The organism is Actinoplanes sp. NPDC023936 (assembly GCF_040639325.1).
In the GTDB taxonomy this organism is placed as follows: domain Bacteria; phylum Actinomycetota; class Actinomycetes; order Mycobacteriales; family Micromonosporaceae; genus Actinoplanes.
Genome location: NZ_JBEZZR010000007.1, coordinates 117,826 through 137,180 on the forward strand (window position 1 = coordinate 117,826; position 19,355 = coordinate 137,180).

General features: G+C 71.8%; 17 protein-coding genes and 1 pseudogene. 15 read left to right on the top strand and 3 right to left on the bottom strand.

All coding sequences use genetic code 11. The features are described from left to right. Window positions 1–156: 156 nt before the first annotated feature. Window positions 157–894 carry an oxidoreductase gene (locus AB0F72_RS12660; RefSeq protein ID WP_360429599.1) on the top strand — a complete coding sequence of 246 codons (738 nt, stop codon included), beginning with the start codon at window positions 157–159 and terminating at the stop codon, window positions 892–894. 20 nt (window positions 895–914) lie between these two features. Further along, entirely contained in the window at window positions 915–1,388 is a 474-nt protein-coding gene (locus tag AB0F72_RS12665) for a PH domain-containing protein (protein WP_360429602.1), read from the top strand. Window positions 1,389–1,653: 265 nt separating this feature from the next. Here AB0F72_RS12665 and AB0F72_RS12670 read toward each other — a convergent pair whose 3' ends face one another. Both AB0F72_RS12670 and AB0F72_RS12675 read right to left on the bottom strand, forming a co-directional pair. Next, a complete protein-coding gene (locus AB0F72_RS12670; protein ID WP_360429605.1) occupies window positions 1,654–2,457 on the bottom strand; it encodes an HAD-IB family hydrolase in 804 nt (267 codons plus the stop codon). 311 nt (window positions 2,458–2,768) lie between these two features. Next, window positions 2,769–3,146 (bottom strand): STAS domain-containing protein, encoded by a 378-nt coding sequence (locus tag AB0F72_RS12675; RefSeq protein ID WP_360429608.1) that lies wholly within the window; start codon window positions 3,144–3,146, stop codon window positions 2,769–2,771. A gap of 208 nt (window positions 3,147–3,354) precedes the next feature. On the opposite strand from AB0F72_RS12675, the gene ssd reads away from it, so the two are divergent. The 7 genes and pseudogenes from ssd to AB0F72_RS12710 all read left to right on the top strand — a co-directional run bounded on the left by ssd (window position 3,355) and on the right by AB0F72_RS12710 (window position 8,280). Further along, a complete protein-coding gene (gene ssd, locus AB0F72_RS12680) occupies window positions 3,355–4,428 on the top strand; it encodes a septum site-determining protein Ssd (RefSeq protein WP_360429611.1) in 1,074 nt (357 codons plus the stop codon). Beyond that, complete coding sequence (locus AB0F72_RS12685; RefSeq protein WP_360429614.1) at window positions 4,425–5,600, top strand: TadA family conjugal transfer-associated ATPase; 1,176 nt, start codon at window positions 4,425–4,427, stop codon at window positions 5,598–5,600. Before ssd ends, AB0F72_RS12685 begins: the two co-directional genes overlap by 4 nt. A gap of 323 nt (window positions 5,601–5,923) precedes the next feature. Beyond that, window positions 5,924–6,400, top strand: a pseudogene (locus AB0F72_RS12690) (hypothetical protein); the annotation flags it as partial. A gap of 122 nt (window positions 6,401–6,522) precedes the next feature. Beyond that, window positions 6,523–7,110, top strand: a complete 588-nt coding sequence (locus AB0F72_RS12695; protein ID WP_360429923.1) for a type II secretion system F family protein — start codon at window positions 6,523–6,525, stop codon at window positions 7,108–7,110. 221 nt (window positions 7,111–7,331) lie between these two features. Beyond that, a complete protein-coding gene (locus AB0F72_RS12700) occupies window positions 7,332–7,460 on the top strand; it encodes a DUF4244 domain-containing protein (protein ID WP_231859364.1) in 129 nt (42 codons plus the stop codon). Next, the gene (locus tag AB0F72_RS12705; protein WP_360429617.1) at window positions 7,457–7,819 is read left to right on the top strand and encodes a TadE family type IV pilus minor pilin; all 363 of its coding nucleotides are present in this window, start codon (window positions 7,457–7,459) and stop codon (window positions 7,817–7,819) included. Before AB0F72_RS12700 ends, AB0F72_RS12705 begins: the two co-directional genes overlap by 4 nt. Before the next feature lie 113 nt (window positions 7,820–7,932). Beyond that, window positions 7,933–8,280, top strand: coding sequence for an Rv3654c family TadE-like protein (locus AB0F72_RS12710; RefSeq protein WP_360429620.1), 348 nt, complete (start codon window positions 7,933–7,935; stop codon window positions 8,278–8,280). Window positions 8,281–8,916: 636 nt separating this feature from the next. Here AB0F72_RS12710 and AB0F72_RS12715 read toward each other — a convergent pair. Continuing rightward, entirely contained in the window at window positions 8,917–11,298 is a 2,382-nt protein-coding gene (locus tag AB0F72_RS12715) for a DEAD/DEAH box helicase (protein ID WP_360429623.1), read from the bottom strand. Window positions 11,299–11,409: 111 nt separating this feature from the next. Between AB0F72_RS12715 and AB0F72_RS12720 the strand changes: the two genes are divergently transcribed. From AB0F72_RS12720 to topA, 6 genes are all read left to right on the top strand, one after another. After that, window positions 11,410–11,766, top strand: coding sequence for an STAS domain-containing protein (locus tag AB0F72_RS12720; protein ID WP_014440444.1), 357 nt, complete (start codon window positions 11,410–11,412; stop codon window positions 11,764–11,766). Next, window positions 11,763–12,203, top strand: a complete 441-nt coding sequence (locus AB0F72_RS12725; RefSeq protein ID WP_360429627.1) for an ATP-binding protein — start codon at window positions 11,763–11,765, stop codon at window positions 12,201–12,203. Before AB0F72_RS12720 ends, AB0F72_RS12725 begins: the two co-directional genes overlap by 4 nt. 258 nt (window positions 12,204–12,461) lie before the next feature. Continuing rightward, window positions 12,462–14,885 carry a sodium-translocating pyrophosphatase gene (locus tag AB0F72_RS12730; protein ID WP_360429630.1) on the top strand — a complete coding sequence of 808 codons (2,424 nt, stop codon included), beginning with the start codon at window positions 12,462–12,464 and terminating at the stop codon, window positions 14,883–14,885. Between the two features lie 103 nt (window positions 14,886–14,988). Then, window positions 14,989–15,519, top strand: coding sequence for a hypothetical protein (locus AB0F72_RS12735; protein WP_360429633.1), 531 nt, complete (start codon window positions 14,989–14,991; stop codon window positions 15,517–15,519). Window positions 15,520–15,660: 141 nt separating this feature from the next. Further along, window positions 15,661–16,314, top strand: a complete 654-nt coding sequence (locus AB0F72_RS12740) for a hypothetical protein (RefSeq protein WP_360429925.1) — start codon at window positions 15,661–15,663, stop codon at window positions 16,312–16,314. Window positions 16,315–16,509: 195 nt separating this feature from the next. Beyond that, a complete protein-coding gene (gene topA / locus AB0F72_RS12745; protein ID WP_360429636.1) occupies window positions 16,510–19,353 on the top strand; it encodes a type I DNA topoisomerase in 2,844 nt (947 codons plus the stop codon). Window positions 19,354–19,355: the final 2 nt, after the last annotated feature.

The window sequence follows — 19,355 nt, forward strand, 5'->3', positions numbered from 1 at the left end:
TCTGCCGGTGGGCCCGGCGAAGTTTTGCACGGCAGGGCGCGCCCGGCGGTGCGGTATGCGCGCCGACCGGCGAATCACTGCTCGGTTCTGCGCGAATCTTGCCATTTCCACGCTCGTTTGTGCACCCCATGTTTCAGCTGTTTTACCGGTTACCGTGTGCACGTGGATCCACTAGCCCCATTGCTCGACCTCGCCGACGTCGCGCCCGCATTCGCCGAAGCCCGCAACACCGTCGACACCGCGATGCGGCACCGCGCCCTGCGCCGGCACGGCGGTCAGGTCGCGGCCGAGGCGAGCCTGCGCGCCGCCGTCGCCAGCGCCGCCCTGGAAGGCAGCAAGTACGACCTCGAAGAGGTCCGTGGCGGAACCGTCACCGACCCGACAGTGCAGGGCGCCCTGCGTGTCGCCGAGTCGCTCGGCGGCCTCGTCGACCTCTGGCCCCGGGCGCCTCGCCAGGTCCTCGCGAAACTGCACGTGCTGGCCGCCCGCGGCGTCGTGCACGACCACGACCTGGGCCGCCTGGTCTCCGGCGCGGAGCGGATCGACGCCCTGTCCGCCCTGGTCGCCGGCAACGAGGAGACCCCGCCGCTGCTGCTCGCCGCGATCGTGCACGCCGAGCTGATCACCCTGCGGCCGTTCGCCGGGCCGGCCGGTGTGGTGGCCCGGGCGGCGGCCCGCCTCACGCTGATCGGCCGGGGCTTCGACCCGCGCGGCCTGGTCGGCGTCGAGGCCGGTCACCTCGAGCGCGAGCCGGAGTACGTCGGGTCGGCCGGCGCCTACGCCACCGGCACCCCGGACGGCGTGCGGTCGTGGCTGCGGCACTACGCCTCGGCGGTTACTGCCGGTGCGCAGCAGATCACGGTAATCGGCGACGGAGTCCTGGCGGCGGTCTGAGCGGCGGCATACTTCTTGGCGTGGATGACGACTGGGTCCGTCCGTACCCGCCGGGTTCCGGCCGCTGGCTGGTGATCGCCTGGGAAGCGGCGGCACTGGGGCTGCTGAGTTACGCCACGATCGAGCAGTTCGGCCTGATCGGGCACGGCGTCCGGCTGACCGCCTGCGTCCTCGCGGCGGTCTGGGTGGTCGGCGCCTACCGGATCCTGCGGCACGGCGTCTACGTCAGCTCTCAGGGCGTGCGCATCGAGGGTCTGCTGCGGTCGCGGACCATGCGGTGGCGGGAGGTCGCGGGGGTACGCCTGCACCACGCCACCCATCGCGTCGGCCCCTGGCGGATCGAGAGCGGGACGACCGTGCTCCTGGAGCGCCACGACGGCGCGACGGTCGGCACCGAGCTGTGGGCGCAGGGTGTGGACTTCCACGCCCGCCCGCGGCTTTTCCGCGACGTCTATCAGGAGATCCGCAACCGTCACCAGGCGGCGCAGAGATAGAGCCGGCGTCCCTCGCGGGGGCGCCGGCTGCGCGCGTCCGATCCGGGTTATCAAGCGTGCACCTGGGTCGTTGTCGACGGTCCGGCAGCCCCTCGCGAAGCATTAGGTCCCGCCGCAACGTGCCTGCCGTGGCTGATCGCGCGTGGGTTCCCGGTGGCCGTGCACGGTGCCCGTTCGCACGGGCCCGCGACTTCTTTCTACGCCCCTTCGCGCATGATCACCAGATATGCCCGATTACTCAGACCAATGGCATTTGCGCTGGTAGTTACGCCACGGCGGCGCGAGTGCGCCGGTGACGCCCGTAGAGCGCGAAGCCGATCGCCACCCCGACACCGACACCCAGGGCCGCGGCGGCGACCGGCACGGCCGGCCGGTCACGGAGGCGTCTTCCCAGGGGTACGGGGTTACGGAACTCCAGAATCGGCCAGGACCGCTCGGCGGCGACCCGGCGCAGTGCCCGGTCCGGGTTCACCGCGCTCGGATGGCCGACGGCCTCCAGAAGCGGCAGGTCACTGCTGGAGTCGGAGTAGGCGAAGCACTCGGCCAGGTCGTAGCCGCGGGACTCGGCGAGCTCACGGACACCGACCACTTTGTTCGGACCGGCCGAGTAGAAGTCGACCTCGCCGCTGTAGCGCCCGTCGGCGATCGCCATCCGGGTCGCGATCACGTCGGTGATGCCGAGCAGCGCGCCGATCGGGCGGACCATCTCGTCGCCGGACGCGGAGACCAGCACGACGTCGCGGCCGGCCGCCTGGTGCTCGGCGATCAGTGCGGCGGCTTCCGCGTAGACGTACGGATTGATCAGGTCGTTGAGGGTCTCGGCGACGATCTGCTGCACCTGTTCGACCCGCCAGCCCTTGCTCAGAGCCGCCATGTAGTCACGGGTGCGCGCCATCGCCTGCTCGTCGGTGCCGCCACCGAGGCGGAACATCAGCTGCGCGTATCCGGACTTGACCACGTCACGGCGGCTGATCAGGCCATCACGGTAGAAAGGCCGTCCGAAGGCCAGGGCGCTGGACTTGGCGATGACGGTCTTGTCGAGATCGAAAAAGGCGGCGCTCGGGCCCACGGGCCGAAAGTGTAGCCGTACCGCGCCCGGGACGTTCGATCCGTACGCCCAACCGCCCCCTTGGTGACGCGCTGTGAAAACGGTCAGACAGGCAGGGAGCGGCGCATCGGGTTACATTCGGTACTCGACGGAACGGCAGAGTCTGAGGCAGACTTGTGTTTGCCACTGTGAACCGTGTTGTTACGACCCCGTCCAGTGAAGCTGGCCCTCGGTAATCGCGCCCCCCGCGATTGCCGAGTTGATTCGGCTCGACCCCCCCGGAGCCGAATCCAAGGACGACCCCCGTCTCCCCCGACGGGGGTCGTTCCCGTTCAGGCTCCGGTGGCCGACGTCCGCTCCGGCTGGGTCTCGTCCGCTGTCCCGGCCGGGGACGAGCTGATCAGGCCGAAGAAGTCGGAGAGACCCGTCACTTCCAGCACCCGGCGGAACGACTCGGTCGGGTTGACCACCATGAACTGGCCGCCGCGCTCGGTGACGTCCCGATAGCCCTCGATCAGGGCGCCCAGCCCGGTCGAGTCGATGAAGGACGCGTCGCGCAGGTCGACTCGCACGACTGTCGCCGACCAGTCGATGAGCGCGTCGCGGATGCTCTGGGCCACCTCGTCGGACCGGGAGAAGTCGACCTCACCCAACACGGTGACGGTCACTGTCCCGTCGTCGGCGACCGTGGTCCGGATCGCGTTGTCCATGCCAGCTCCATCGGTCCGTGTCCGAACCAAGATACCCAATCCGCCCGGGTTCATACGCGGGGCGGCTCGGCGTACCGGATCGTGTTCCCGGCAGGGAGTTATCCACAGGATCGGAAGTTATCCACAGGCTGCCTCCGGCCGGTTGCCCGGCGTGGAGGTGGCTGGCGACGGTGGGCACTCGAACCCGCCGCCGAGCCTGGAGGCCCCGATGCCCGCACCGCGCCGTCCCCTGGTCGTGACCGCCGACCGTGACCTGCTCGACGACCTGCTCCGGCTCGCCGCCGCCGGTGGCGCCGAGGTCGACGTGGCGCCCGACCCGGCCGCGGCCCGCGCCCGTTATCCCGGCGCGTGCCTCGTGGTGGTCGGCGCCGATCAGGCCGAGGCCTGCGCACGGGCCCGGCTGCCGCGCCGCCCCCGGGTGATCGTGGTCGGCCGCCACTCGGCCATGGACGCCACCACCTGGGAGTTCGCCGAGCCGCTCGGCGCCGAGCACGTGGCGGTGCTGCCGGCCGCCGAGACCTGGGTGGTCGAGCAGTTCGCGGCCCGGGCCGAGCCGGACGCCGGGTCGCGGACCATCGCGGTGATCGGCGGGCGAGGTGGCGCCGGCGCGAGCATGCTGGCGGCCGGGCTGGCGACAACGGCGGTGCGCTGCGGGCACCGGACCCTGCTCGTCGACGCCGACCCACTCGGCGGCGGGCTCGACCTGCTGCTCGGCTGGGAGGACGTGACGGGTCTGCGCTGGCCGGGCCTCAGCGCCGCGGACGGCCGGGTCGATCCGCCGGCGTTGCTCGCCGCGCTGCCGCAGCGTGGTGACCTGGTCCTGCTCTCGTTCGATCGGGACCAGCTGCCCGGCGTGCCGGCCGAGGCGATGGCGGCGACGCTGGACGCGGCCCGGCGCGGCCGTGACGTGATCGTGGCGGACCTGCCCCGGCAGCTCGACGACGCCGCGGTGCTGGCCCTGCAGGCGGCCGACCGGACGTTGCTGGTGGTCCCGGCGGAGCTGCGGGCCGCCGCCTCGGCCGCGCGCACCGCCGCCTCGATCCGCGTGCACTGCGAGGACGTCGCGGTGGTGGTGCGCGGACCCGCCCCCGGCAAACTGCGGGCCCGGGAGGTCGCCGGGGCGCTGGGCCTGCCGCTGGCCGGGACGCTGCGCCCGGAACCATCACTCTGCGAGAAGGTGGAGAACGGCGCCGCGCCGTGCGCGGACGGGAAGGGGCCGCTCGCCGACCTCTGCCGCCGGCTCGTCGACGATCTGATGCGTACGGGCACGGTGCCGGCATGAGCGCGCTGACCCATCGGGTACGCCACCATCTCGCCCACTCCGGCGCCGAAGCCACCCCGGCAGCGGTCGTCAGCGTGGTCCGCCGGGAGAACAAGGTTCTCGGCGACACGGCCGTGCTGCGGCTCGCCGACCGGGTCCGGGACGAACTGCTCGGCGCCGGGCCGCTCGCGCCGCTGCTCGCGGATCCGGCGGTCACCGACGTCCTGGTCAATCAGGGGCAGGTCTGGGTGGACCGGGGCGCCGGGCTGGAACGGGCCGCCGTCCGGATCAGTGGCCCCGACGAGGTGCGCCGCCTGGCACAGCGACTGGTGGCGGCCTGTGGTCGCCGGCTCGACGACGGCCAGCCGTACGCCGACGCCTGCCTCCCGGACGGCACCCGCCTGCACGCGGTGCTGCCGCCGGTCGCCGTCGACGGGCCGTACCTGTCGCTGCGCACCTTCCGGCAGCGGCCGTTCAGCCTGGACGACCTGGTCCGGCACGGCACCGTCGCGCCGGCCGCCGCGCAGGTGCTGGCGGCGCTGGTGGACGCGCGGCTGGCGTACCTGGTGACCGGCGGCACCGGCAGCGGCAAGACCACGCTTCTCGCGACGCTGCTCGGGCTGGTGCCGCCGACCGAGCGGATCGTGCTGGTGGAGGACGCGTCCGAGTTGCGGCCGGTGCACCCGCACGTGGTGGCGCTGCAGGCGCGTACCGCGAACGTGGAGGGCGCCGGCGCGGTCGGCCTCACCGACCTGGTCCGGCAGGCGCTGCGGATGCGACCGGACCGGCTGGTCGTCGGGGAGTGCCGGGGCGCCGAAATAGTTGATCTTCTGGCAGCCCTGAACACCGGTCACGACGGCGGCGCGGGCACCCTGCACGCCAACGCGCCAGGCGACGTGCCGGCCCGGCTGGAGGCGCTCGGCATGCTCGGCGGGCTGCCCCGAGCCGCGCTGCACGCGCAGGTGCTCGCGGCGTTGCAGGTGGTCCTTCAGGTACGCCGTACCGCGACCGGCCGTGTCCTCGAATCCATCAGCGTCCTGGCACCGGCCGAGGAGTCCCGGCTGATCACGGTCCAGCCGGCCTGGTCCGGCTCGCGGGGCCCGGGCGCGCCGGTCCTGGCGCGGCTGCTCGCCGAACGCGGCGTGGCCGTCCCACCCGCGCTCCACGCCGATCCCTCCGGGCGGCTGGGATGACCGGGGCGCTGGCCGCGGTGCTGATGGCCGGGGCGGTGCTCGTGGCGCTGAGGCCGCGGCGTGCGGCTCGGGCCCGCCTGCCGGGGCGGCGGCGGGCTCCGATCCGGTTCGACACTGCTTGGGTACGGCGTTCGCGCGCCCGCGTCGCCACCGGACCGGTGTGGCGCCCGGTGCTGTCGGCCGCAGGCCTGGCCGCAGTGCCGGCGCTGCTGGCCGGGGGTCCGGCCGGCGCGGCGATCGCGGCGGTCTACGCGGCCCTGGGCGCCGGCGAGTGGGCACGCCGAGACCGCCGCAAACGGGCGTCGGCCGCGCGGGCGGCGGAGCTGGACCGGTTGTGCTCGCTGGTGGCCGACCTGCGAGCCGGCCTCCCGCCGGCCGGCTACTCGGCCGGTGGTCTTCCCGCGGCGATCCCACCCGGTGCCGGTTCTGCCGACGTTGACTCCTCCGGTGCTGAGCAGGGCGGCGCGGTGCGGATCCGGGAGCTCGTCGCGGCGGTCTGGCGGCTCGCCGAGCAGACCGGTGCGCCGGCGGCGGATCTGCTCGACCGGATCGAGGCCGATGCCCGATCCGCGGACCGCACCACGGCGACGGCCGCCGCCCAAGCGGCCGGGGCGCAGGCCACGGCACTGTTGCTGGCCGGTCTGCCACTGGGCGGGATCGGACTCGGCTACGCGATCGGCGCCGACCCGCTGGCCGTGCTCCTGCGGACCCCGATCGGCGCGGGCTGTGCGCTGCTGGCGGTCCTGCTACAGGTCGCTGGGCTGCGCTGGTCCCAGCGGCTGGTGGACGGCCCACGATGACCGGGATCGTGGCTGCCGGTCTGGGCCTGGCCGCCGTCCTGCTCGTCATCCCGATGAACCGATCCGGTCAGCGGTTGCGCCGGATCGGCTCGCACGCGGCACCCAGCGTGAAGAACCGACAAATGCCACGGATCATCCCGGCCATGCTGGTGGGATTGGGCGTCATCGTGATTGTCGGGGGCCGGTGGGACGTACCCCTGGGTGTCATCGCCGCGCTCGGAGCGGAACGCGCGTTGCGGCGCCGGGAACCGCCCGGTGTGCGCCGTGAGCGGCAGCGAGCGCTCGCTGATCTTCCCCTGGGAGCGGACCTGCTGGCTGCCGTGCTCCGCGCCGGAGCCCCGGTGGACCGGGCTGCCGCAGCCGTGGCGGATGCGCTGGGCGGGCCGCTCGGAACCAGGCTGGACCGCGTCGCCCGCTCGCTGCGTCTCGGCGCCGGTCCGGCCGAGGCCTGGGCACACCTCGGTGACGTGCCAGGGGCGGAACGCCTGGTGGCGGCCGCGATCCGATCCAGTGCCAGCGGTGGTGCGCTGGCCGGCGCGCTGGAACGCCTGGCCGGTGACCTGCGCTCGGACCGGGCCGTCGCGGCCGAGGCGGCGGCTCAGCGGGCCGGCGTCCTGATCGTGCTGCCGCTCGGTTTGTGCTTCCTGCCCGCCTTCCTGCTGGCCGGCCTGGTGCCGGTACTGATCGCCGTCCTCAGCGACGTGCTGTGAGAGCTCCGAGTCGCCGTCGGCACGACCGGCACGGCTTCGAGAGCTGTGAGAGCTCCGAGCCGCCCCGGCACGACCGGCACGGCTTCGAGACCGGTGCGGCATCCGCCGCGCCACCGCAAGACCGGCATGGCAGAGAGCCGTGCCGCCTACCTGAGGAGGACCACGTGCACAACATCGTCACCCGCTTCCGGCGGCTCCGGGCCGAGGCCGCCGACGCCGGAATGAGCACCGCCGAGTACGCCGTCGGCACGCTCGCCGCGGTGGCCTTCGCCGGCATCCTGCTCAAGGTGGTCACCAGCCCGGCCGTGCAACAGGCGCTCGGCGGCATCATCGGCCGGGCGCTGAAGTGAAGCGGCGCCGGCGGCCCGGCCGGGACCGGGGTGCGTTCACCGCGGAGCTCGCGGCCGGGCTGCCGGCGCTCCTGCTGCTGTTCTACGCCGGGTTGACGGCGATTTCGGCGGTGACCGACCAGGCGCGCTGCCTGGACGCGGCACGCGAGGCGGCCACGGCCGCCGCCCGCGGCGCGCCCACGGACCGGGCCGCGAGGCTGGCCCCGGCAGGCGCCCGGATCGAGGTGTCCGGCGATGCGGAGACGGTCACGGTGGTGGTCATTTCCCGGGTACGCGTCCCGGGCGGCGCCCACCTACCCGGAACGACGCTGCGAGCCGAGTCCCACGCCGCCCGCGAGCCGGAACAGATCCCGTGGTGACCACCCGCTGTCGCGCTCGGCCCGTGGTGGCCAGCCGCCACCGCGCCTGGCCCGTGGTGGCCTGCCGCCACCGTGCCCGGCGCGTGGTGGCCGGCCGCCGCCGTGCCCGGCCCGTGGTTGAAGCGCGGGATCGGGGCGCTGCGTCGATCTTGGTGCTCGCGTTCGGGCTGGTCCTGCTCGCGGGCGGTCTGGCCGGGGCGGCTCTCGGCTCGGCCCAGGTGGCCCGCCGCGAAGCCCGGAACGCGGCCGACCTGGGGGCCCTGGCCGGCGCCCAGCAGGCGGTGCTTGGCGCGGGGCCGGCATGCCGGGCCGCCGCCCGGATCGTGGAACTCAACCGGGCCAGGCTGACTTCCTGCGTCCTGGAGGGCCTGGACGTCGTGGTTCGCACCGAGGTGCCGGCCGACCACTTCGGAACAGCGGAGGCAGCCGCCCGAGCCGGCCCGCTCCACGCGCCCGGCTGAACTCTCCCCACAGCTGCGCTTGGGCGAGCGTGATCTCCGCCCACTTTCGCGATCTAGGCAGCTGACGGTCGTACATGGGCAGCAATCGCCAGGATTGGTGAAATGTTTGGCTGCCACCGGGTGGGCAGTGCTCGATCACATGTGTCAGCTACGGCTGGGCGGCCCGAGCCGTAGCGGGCGCATGTCATCACGGCTTGATTCCATGCTTGAGCGACGGCCGGCGGGGCCGAGCCGTAGCGGGCGCATGTCATCACGGCTTGATTCCATGGCTCAGCTACGGCTCGCGGACCTGAGCCGTAGCTGAGGCAGGTGTCATCCGGCCGACCCGTTGCTTGTCCGCGTTGCGACCGGGGCAGGGGCACACGATGCGGTTCCGGCACGTGGATGAGCGCACACCGAAGCCGTGCGTGTGCCTGCGTCTCGGTCCTGGCACAGGTGGAAAGCTCACGATGGCGTTGTGTGTGCCCTCACCGCGTCCTCGGCCGCGATCTTGGCAACTCGGCGGGCGCCGGAGCGGGGCGACCCCGGGTTACCAAGATCGCGGCGGAGCGGGAGCCCGCGCGGAGCCACCGCGGCAGCGGCGGGAGCGCGGCGCGGTGGCCGGCAGCGGCGGGAGCGCGGCGCGGTGGCCGGTGGCTAGCGGCGTGCCTCGCCGGGCGAGGGCGGGAGGGCGGCCAGCACCGTGTCGAGGACCTTGACCGCTGCGTGCTTGTCGAGGGGATTGTTGCCGTTTCCGCACTTCGGGGACTGGACGCAGGCCGGGCAACCCGCCTCGCAGACGCACGCGGAGATGGCCTCGCGGGTGGCTCGCAGCCAGTCCGCGGCCACCCCGTACGCCCGCTCGGCGAACCCCGCCCCACCGGGATGGCCGTCGTAGACGAAGACCGTCGGGGCCTCGGTGTCCGCGTGGCTGGCGGTGGAGAGGCCGCCGATGTCCCACCTGTCGCAGGTGGCGATCAGCGGCAGCAGGCCGATCCCGGCGTGTTCGGCCGCGTGCAGGGCGCCCGGGAAGTCGGCCGGTTCGACGCCGGCCGCGACCAGGGCCTCCGGTGAGATGGTGAACCAGACGGCGACCGTGCGCAGTTCGCGCACCGGCAGGTCGAGCGGCTTCGTGTCGATCACCTCGCCGGTGCCGATCCGGCGGCGCTGGTACGACACGACCTGGTTGGTCACGTCCACCTCGCCGAGGAACAGGCCGACCGGGCCGGCGTCGACGTACGAGCGGACGTTCACCACGGAGAGGTTCGTGACGTCGCGGGCGTGTGTGGTCCAGTCCGGCTCCTGCTGGTGCACCAGGGCGATCGCGTCGTCCAGGTCCAGCTCGTCCACCACGTACGAGACGCCCTGGTGCAGGTAGACCGCGCCGGTGTGCAGCATGACGTGCGAGGAGCCGTGGTCGACGGTGCCGAGCAGCCGGCCGGTCGACGACTCGACAACGGCGACCGGGGCGCCGCCGGTGCCGCGCAGGTCCACGTCGGGCCGGCCGCGGTGCGTCCAGTACCAGCCGGACGGACGGCGTCGCAGCACGCCTTCCCCGGCCAGCGCGTGTGCGGCGGCGACCGCCGGCTCGCCGCCGAAGAGCTCCAGGTCGGCGTCGGTGAGCGGCGCCTCGGAGGCGGCGCAGCAGAGTTGCGGGCCGAGGACGTACGGGTTCGACGGGTCGAGCACGGTGGCCTCGACGGGACGGCCGAAGACGGCTTCCGGATGGTGCACGAGGTAGGTGTCGAGCGGGTCGTCCCGGGCGATCAGCACCGCGAGCGCCTCACCGCCGGCCCGTCCGGCTCGACCGGCCTGCTGCCAGAGCGAGGCCCGGGTGCCCGGGTAACCGCAGATCAGCACGGCGTCCAGGCCGACCAGGTCGACGCCGAGTTCGAGCGCGTTCGTGGAGGCGAGGCCGAGCAGCTCACCGGAGAGCAGGGACCGCTCGATCGCCCGCCGGTCCTCCCGCAGGTATCCGGCGCGGTATGCGGCGACCCGGTCACCGAGACCGGGAACCGCTTCGTCGAGGGACCGCCGGGTCATCGACGCGACGACTTCGGCGCCGCGCCGGGAGCGGACGAAGGCGAGGGTACGGGTACCCGCCACCACCGCGTCGGTGAGCAGATCCGCGGTCTCCCGCAGGGCGGAGCGCCGGATCGGCGGCAGCTCGACGTCGAGGAACTCGGAGTCCGCGCTGACGGCGGGCAACGACAACGTGGACTGCGGCAGCAGCGGCGGCTCCCACAATGCGAACGTCACCCCGCCGCGCGGCGAGGTGTCCTCTGTGACCTCTGTCACCGGAAGTCCGGTCAGCCGGGACGCCGCTCCGGCCGGGTCGCCGGACGTCGCCGAGGCGAGGATGAACGTGGGCGACGACCCGTACCGGGCCGCTGCCCGGCGCAGCCGCCGCAGGACGTGCGCCACGTGCGAGCCGAACACCCCGCGGTACGTGTGGCACTCGTCGATCACCACGTACGAGAGGCGCCGGAGAAAGACCCCCCACCGGGCGTGCCCGGGCAGCAGGGAGTGGTGCAGCATGTCCGGGTTGGTCAGCACGAACCGTGAGTGCTGGCGCACCCATTCGCGCTCCTCGCGCGGGGTGTCGCCGTCGAAGGTGGCGGGGCGCACGCCGTCCAGGCCGAGCCGGGCGATCGCACGTAATTGGTCGGCCGCGAGCGCCTTGGTAGGTGACAGATACAGCACGGTCGCCTTAGGGTCCCTGGCGAGCGCGCTGAGAGCCGGCAGCTGGTACGCGAGGGATTTGCCCGACGCGGTGCCGGTGGCCAGCACGACGTGCGTGCCCTCCCAGGCGAGGGTGGCGGCGGCAGCCTGATGCTTCCACGGCGCGATGATCCGTTGCGCGGTGAACGCGTCGCGCACCGTGGGATCGGTCCATCCGGGCCATGGCGCCGCCTGCCCGGCCCGGGGTGGCACTCGCTCGATGTGCGTGATCGGTGACACCTCCGCCGCGGTGCCCCGATTTCGCAGTCGATGCAGCAGCTCAGCAGGACCGAAGGCGGTGGAGGTCACGCATTGCACTGTGACACCGGTATGCCCCGAACCTCAAACGGGTAGGACGGTGGGTGCCACGCGTCGCCCACTGTCGGTCGGTGGTTAGATTTCGCGGGGGGAGATCAGGGAGGAGGACCGATGGAGCTGTCGCTGGCGGACCGCACCGTCGCGGGTCACACCGTGCTCGAGGTCGGTGGTGAGGTTGACGTCTACACCGCCCCCCGGCTGCGTGAGCGGCTGATCGAGCTGGTGGACGCGGGTGCACGTGACGTGGTCGTCGATCTGGAGCGGGTCGAGTTCCTCGACTCGACGGGTCTCGGCGTGCTGGTCGGCGCCCTGAAACGCCTGCGAACCGCGCACGGGACGTTCGGTCTCGTCTGTGCGAAGGAGCCACTCCTCAAGATCTTCCGGATCACCGCGCTGGACCAGGTTTTCCCGATCTTTCCAACGGTCGAGGCGGCCACCGAACGCGACGGCAGCGGTCCTGTTTCGTGATGGCTACGGTTCGGCTCTCCTTCTCGCCGGCTCCGGTCCACGTGCGCACCGCGCGACTGGTCGGTGTCGCGGTCGCGCGCCGGGCGGGTGTCGCCGAGGAGCTGCTCGACGAGGTCCGGCTGGCGATCGGTGAGGCCTGCACGCGTGCCGTGACCCTGCACCGGCAGTACGGCCTCACCGAGCTGGTCACGGTGGAGATGTCCGACTCGGACTCGTACACCGTCCGGGTCATCGACCATGCCCCGATCGAGGCGAGTGTGGGGCTGACGAAGCTGCCCCCGGACGAGCTCGCCGACGAGTCGCTGACCGACGACGCGCTGACCACGGGTGTCGGATTTGCACTCCTTGCCGGATTTGTCGATGATTTGCAGGTGCGTCCGGTGGATGACGGCCCGGGCACCGAAGTTCGCATGGTCTGGCCTGTCGCTCGCCGCTGACGGCGGACTGAGCAGCGCAAAGAGATCAACCGCGACCTATACCCGCTCGCCGTCCCGCTAACACAGCGGCAAACATCACCGCGACACGGCTGTGCGCAGGTGTGACGATCGCCATATCGGCCCTATACAGTACGCGAGTTATCAGCTACTGCTGGTCCGCGTCCGCGGGCCTGGTCGGTCGTTCCCCGCGATCCGGGGAATGCGCCCGGAGGTCTCGTCCGCCGTCCGGGTGCGGTCGGTGTGTACAGGAGGACATTGATGTCCGGGACCTCGATAGACCTCGCCGCCGAGGGTGGCGGGGTGTCCCTGAGCGGTGCAAACCTCTCCTACGTCATCGTGGCGCTGGTGTTCGCGCTGGTGGCGCTCGGATTCGCCGCGATGTTCGTTCAATCCGTGCTGCGCAACGGGCGTGGCACACCCAAGATGCAGGAGATCGCCGGCGCGGTCCAGGAGGGCGCCTCGGCGTACCTGATCCGGCAGTTCCGGACCTTGGCGATCTTCGTAGTGATCGCGGTCGTGCTGCTGTTCCTGCTGCCGGTGCACGCCACCGAGAACGAAACGCTCGTCAAGATCGGTAGGTCGCTCTTCTTCGTCGTCGGCGCGATCTTCAGCGCGTTCATCGGCGGCGCGGGCATGGCCCTGGCCACCCGGGCGAACCTGCGGGTCGCCGCGGCGGCCGGTGAGGAGGGCGGCCGCGAGAAGGCGATGGGCATCGCGTTCCGTACCGGTGGTGTGGTCGGCTTCCTCACCGTGGGGCTCGGCCTGTTCGGCGCGGCCCTGGTCGTCCTGATCTTCAAGGGTGACGCGCCGACGGTGCTGGAGGGCTTCGGCTTCGGCGCCGCGCTGCTCGCGATGTTCATGCGGGTCGGCGGCGGCATCTTCACCAAGGCCGCGGACGTCGGCGCCGACCTGGTCGGCAAGGTCGAGCAGGGCATTCCGGAGGACGACCCGCGCAACGCCGCCACGATCGCGGACAACGTGGGCGACAACGTCGGTGACTGTGCCGGCATGGCCGCCGACCTCTTCGAGTCGTACGCGGTGACCCTGGTCGCCGCGCTGATCCTGGGTCAGGCGGCGTTCGGCCAGGACGGTCTGATCTTCCCGCTGATCGTCTCCACGGTCGGTGTGCTGATCGCGATCATCGGGGTCTTCATCACCCGCCTGCGCCGGAGCGACCGCAACGGACTCACCGCGATCAACCGGGCGTTCTACATCTCGGCCGTGATCTCCGCGATCGCGGTGGCCGTGGTCAGCTTCCTCTACCTGCCGAGTACCTTCGCCGGCTTCGGTGATGCCGGCATCGACGAGGGCGTCCTGGCGAGCGGGCGGAACCCGCAGCTGGTCGCCATCGGCGCGGTCGTGATCGGCATCGTGCTGGCCGCCGCCATCCAGGCGCTGACCGGGTACTTCACCGAGACCAACCGCCGCCCGGTGCAGGACATCGGCAAGTCGTCGCAGACCGGCGCGGCCACCGTCATCCTGGCCGGCATCAGCGTCGGCCTGGAGTCGGCGGTCTACTCGGCGCTGCTGCTCGGCGCCGGCGTCTACGGCGCCTTCCTGCTCGGCGGATCGTCGCTGACCCTGTCGCTGTTCGCGGTGGCGCTGGCCGGCACCGGTCTGCTCACCACGGTCGGCGTGATCGTGGCGATGGACACGTTCGGCCCGATCTCGGACAACGCGCAGGGCATCGCCGAGATGTCCGGTGACGTCGACGAGAAGGGCGCGCAGATCCTCACCGAGCTGGACGCGGTCGGCAACACCACGAAGGCGATCACCAAGGGGATCGCGATCGCGACAGCGGTCCTCGCGGCCACGGCGCTCTTCGGGTCGTACACGAACAGCCTGGCCAGCGCGCTGGCCGACGCCGGGGTGACCGACACGGCCGCCGAGATCCTCGCGGTGCTCAACATCGCGAACCCGCGCAGCCTGGTCGGCCTGCTGATCGGCTCCGCGGTGGTCTTCCTCTTCTCCGGTCTGGCGATCAACGCGGTGTCCCGTTCGGCGGGCGCCGTGGTGATGGAGGTTCGCCGCCAGTTCCGCGAGTTCCCGGGGATCATGGACTACTCGCAGCGTCCCGAGTACGGCCGGGTGGTCGACATCTGCACCCGGGACGCGCAGCGCGAGCTGCTCACCCCCGGTCTGCTGGCGATCATGGCCCCGATCGCGGTGGGCTTCGGGCTCGGCCCGGGCGCCCTGGCCGCGTACCTGGCCGGCGCGATCGGCACGGGCACGCTGATGGCGGTCTTCCTGTCCAACTCCGGCGGCGCGTGGGACAACGCGAAGAAGCTGGTCGAGGACGGCTCGTACGGTGGCAAGGGCTCCGAGGCGCACGCCGCCACGGTGATCGGCGACACGGTCGGCGACCCGTTCAAGGACACCGCCGGTCCGGCCATCAACCCGCTGCTCAAGGTGATGAACCTGGTCTCGCTGCTGATCGCACCGGCGGTCGTCGCGGTGAGCTACGGCGCGGACGCGAGCGTCGGTATCCGGGTCGGCGTCGCGGTCCTGGCCGTGGCGATCGTCACGGCCGCGGTCATCTGGAGCAAGCGCAAGCCGATCTCGATGGGCGACGACGTCTCCGGCGACGTCTCATCGGCGTCCGCCGCCGGTGCCGCCGACACCGCGAAGGCAGCGCAGGACGCCCGCGAGTCCTCGGCTTCACGGGTGAAGGACAACGTCTGACCTGTAAGAACAGCATGACGAAGGGCACCCGGACCCCGGGTGCCCTTCGCTATGACTCGATCGAGGCGTGTGGAGTGTCCGCCTGTGCCCGTACTCTGCTCCCATGCGCGCGGTCCGACCGATATCCCTGGCTCTCGTCCTCGTGCTCGCCGTGCCGCTGGCGGCCTGCTCCGGCCAGCCCGGCGCGCAGGCCTGGGCCGCTCTGGTCTGCACGTCGCTGAGTCCCTGGCGCAGCGAGATCGACTCGCTGACCAGCCGGGCCCAGGCGCAGATGACCGCGGAGACGACACCCGGCCAGGCCAAGGAGAACCTCGCCCGGCTCTTCGACGGCGCTGCGACGGCGAGCGAGCAGGCCCGCGTCGGTGTGGAGCGCGCCGGCGTGCCGGACGTGGACGACGGCGAGCGGATAGCCGATGGCTTCCTGGGCTCGCTGGCCGGCATCCGGGACGCTTACGGGCAGGCCCGCACCGGCATCGAGGCGCTCGCCACCCGGCCGACGGAGACGTTCTACGCCGAGGTCGGCAAGGTGCTCGACCAGCTCTCCGCGAACTACGAGAAGAGCAGCCTGGACACCACGAAACTGGAGTCGGTGGAGCTGCGCCAGGCCTTCGACTCACTGCCGGAGTGCCAGTGAGATTCGCTACGGAGCGCCGGTGAGATGACCGACGCGGGGTGGCCGCTGATACCGCGCGAGATCCTCCCTCCGCCGGTCCCGGTGGCGAAACGGGCCGTGCCACGCGGCACAGCGGGCCGGCACCCGGGTCATCAGCTGCCGATGTTCGGCGCGGAGACCTCGGAGCCGTCGCCGGCCGATCTCGCCGGTCTGCTGGCCGGTCCTGGCCACCTCGGCCGGATGGGCGGCACGGCGCGGGTCTGGGTCCAGGTGGATGCCGCCTGGCGGGTTCATGTGCTGGTCAATGAGCTGCGCACGCGCGGCCTTGCGGCCACGTGGGCTTCGGTCACCCCCGATTCGGTACGGGCGGAGCACTCACCCGCCGAGCCGGACGAAGAACCGGCATCGGGGGAGGAACCGGCACCGGCGGAGGAAGAGGAAACCGCCGAGGAGCCGGAACCACCGGCTCGGCTCTTCGAGGTGCGTACCGCGTACTCCCGAAGGTTGAACGCTCTGGCGAACGCCTGGCCGCAGGCCGCCACCCAGCTCTTCCTCAGCGGACCTCGGCTCCGGCTCTGGGTGGCCGCCGCGGGCGGCCGGAGAGGCGGCGGCTGGACACTCGGCCTGGATCCCGGCAAAGACCCCGATCCGGTCGATGCCGCGCTGGTCCGAGCGGGTCTGGCGGGCCGGGTGTCGGATGACGGACGGATCTATCTCATCACCGGCCGGCGACGACTCGCCCGGCTCGCCGAGCTGGTCGGTGAGCGTCCGTCAGCAGCACCCGAAGAGCTCTGGCCAGGCGGCGCAGCTGCGTGATCTTCACCGACTGTGTCCGACACGACACCGGTTTTCCGGTGTACGGTGTCGCGGTCGGACGCATGCGGTGGCCGGACCGTTACCATCCGACTGCGGGGCTCCCCGGGAATGCAGGCTTGTCCGGCGCGTTACGTTGAACATCTGTGCTCCGCCGGGCGAGACGGGGAGCGCCGAGTCTTGATAGCTGGGAGTGCCGTGCCGAGTAACGCCAGGACGACCCGTCTGGTCATCGTCGAGTCCCCGTCGAAGGCCAAGACGATCGCCGGTTATCTGGGCCCCGACTATCTGGTCGAGGCCTCCGTCGGCCACATCCGCGACCTGCCCCGCAACGCCGACGAGGTGCCGGCGAAATACAAGGGCGAGTCGTGGGCGCGGCTGGGTGTCGACGTCGACAACGGCTTCCACGCGCTCTACGTGGTCTCCGAGGGCCGCAAGCAGCAGGTCGCGAAGCTGCAGAAACTGGCCAAGGAAGTCGACGAGATCTTCCTCGCCACCGATGAGGACCGCGAGGGCGAGGCCATCGCCTGGCACCTGGTCGAGACGATCAAGCCCAAGGTGCCGGTCAAGCGGATGGTCTTCCACGAGATCACCAAGCCGGCCATCCAGGCCGCTGTGGCGAACCCGCGGGACATCGACCGTTCCCTGGTCGACGCGCAGGAGGCGCGCCGGATCCTGGACCGGCTCTACGGCTACGAGGTCAGCCCGGTCCTGTGGAAGAAGGTGATGCCGAAGCTCTCCGCAGGGCGTGTCCAGTCCGTCGCCACCCGCATCGTGGTGGAGCGGGAGCGGCAGCGCATGGCCTTCCGCTCCGCTGAGTACTGGGACATCCTGGCCCAGCTGTCCGTGCAGGGCCGGGTCGAGGGCGCTCGCTCGTTCCAGGCCACGCTCATCGCGCTGGACGGCGACCGGATCGCCACCGGCAAGGACTTCGAGCCCACCACCGGCCGGCTCAAGCCGGGTTCCGGCGCGGTGCAGCTGGACGGTGACGGCGCCCGCGGGCTGGCCGCCCGCCTGGCGGACCGGCCGTTCACCGTCACCCGGGTCGAGGAGAAGCCGTACCGCCGCAAGCCGTACGCGCCGTTCATCACCTCGACGCTGCAGCAGGAGGGCGCCCGCAAGCTGCGGTACTCCTCGGCACAGACGATGCGCACCGCGCAGAGCCTGTACGAGAAGGGCTACATCACTTATATGCGTACGGACTCGGTGAACCTCTCCGAGACCGCGATCGCCGCCGCGCGCCGCCAGATCGCCGAGCTGTACGGCGCGAACAACGTGCCGCCGCAGCCGCGCCGCTACACCACCAAGGCGAAGAACGCGCAGGAGGCGCACGAGGCGATCCGGCCCGCCGGTGACAACTTCCGCACCCCGGGTGAGGTCGCCAAGGAGCTGAGCACCGACGAGTTCAAGCTCTACGAGCTGATCTGGCGGCGCACCATCGCGTCGCAGATGACCGACGCGGTCGGCAACTCGGTGAGCGTCCGGATCCGGGCGGTCTCCACCTCGAACGAGGAGGCCGACTTCGCCGCCTCCGGCAAGACCATCACCGACCCCGGCTTCCTGCGCGCCTATGTGGAGTCGTCGGACGACGAGACCGCCGAGGCCGAGGACGCCGAGCGCCGCCTGCCGAACCTGGTGAAGGACCAGCCGCTGACCGCCGACGAGCTGAGCGCGGCCGGGCACCACACCTCGCCGCCGGCTCGCTACACCGAGGCCTCGCTGGTCAAGGCCCTGGAAGAGCTGGGCATCGGGCGTCCTTCGACGTACTCCTCGATCATGCAGACGATCCAGGACCGGGGGTACGTGGAGAAGCGCGGCCAGGCGATGATCCCGTCGTTCCTGGCGTTCGCGGTGATCGGGCTGCTCGAGGGCCACTACCCACGGCTGGTGGACTACAACTTCACCGCCGCCATGGAGGGCCAGCTCGACGACATCGCGGCCGGCGAGCACACCCAGCTGGACTTCCTCACCTCCTTCTACTTCGGCAGCCAGACGAGCGGCGCGGACGAGGAGATCGCCCGGGCCGGTGGCCTGAAGAAGATGGTCACCGAGAACCTCAGCGCGATCGACGCCCGCGTGGTCAACTCGATCCCGCTCTACGTCGACGAGGAGAACCGGCAGGTCGTGGTCCGGGTCGGCCGCTACGGGCCGTACCTCCAGCGCCGGTCGCCGTCGGCCGAGGGCGCCGAGGAGCAGGCCGAGGACCGCGCCTCGATCCCGGACGGGATGGCCCCCGACGAGCTCACCCCGGAGAAGGTGGCGGAGCTCTTCCTGGCCGGCAACGGCGACCGGACGATCGGCCAGGACCCGTCGACCGGCGAGCAGGTGGTGGTCAAGTCCGGCCGCTACGGGGCGTACGTGCAGAGCGGCGAGCGCAGCTCGTCCCTGTTCGCCTCGCACTCGCCGCAGACGCTCACCCTCGACGAGGCGCTGAAGCTGCTCTCGCTGCCCCGGATCCTCGGCAAGGACGCGGAGGGCAACGAGATCGTGGCGCGCAACGGGCGCTACGGGCCGTACATCCAGCGGCTCAAGGACTCCCGCTCGCTGGACAGCGAGGAGAAGCTCTTCACCGTCACGCTGGACGAGGCGCTGGCCCTGCTGGCCCAGCCGAAGCTCCGGCAGCGCGGGGCGGCCAAGCCGCCGCTGCGTGAGCTGGGCCCGGACCCGGTGACCGAGAAGCCAATGGTGATCAAGGACGGCCGCTTCGGGCCGTACGTGACCGACGGCGAGACGAACGCGACGCTGCGGCGCGGTCAGACGCCGGAGGAGATCACCATCGAGCAGGCGTCCGAGATGCTCGCCGAGAAACGTGCCAAGGGCCCGGCGCCGAAGAAGAAGGCGGCCGCGAAGAAGGCCCCGGCGAAGAAGGCGGCCGAGACCCCGGCGAAGACGGCGGCCGCCAAGAAGACGACAGCTGCCAAGACGACCGCTGCCAAGACGACGGCCGCCAAGAAGACGACGGCCGCGAAGACCACCGCCGCGAAGAAGGCGCCCGCGAAGAAGGCGGCGCCGCGTAAGGCCGCCGCCTCCGCGAGCGAGTAGGA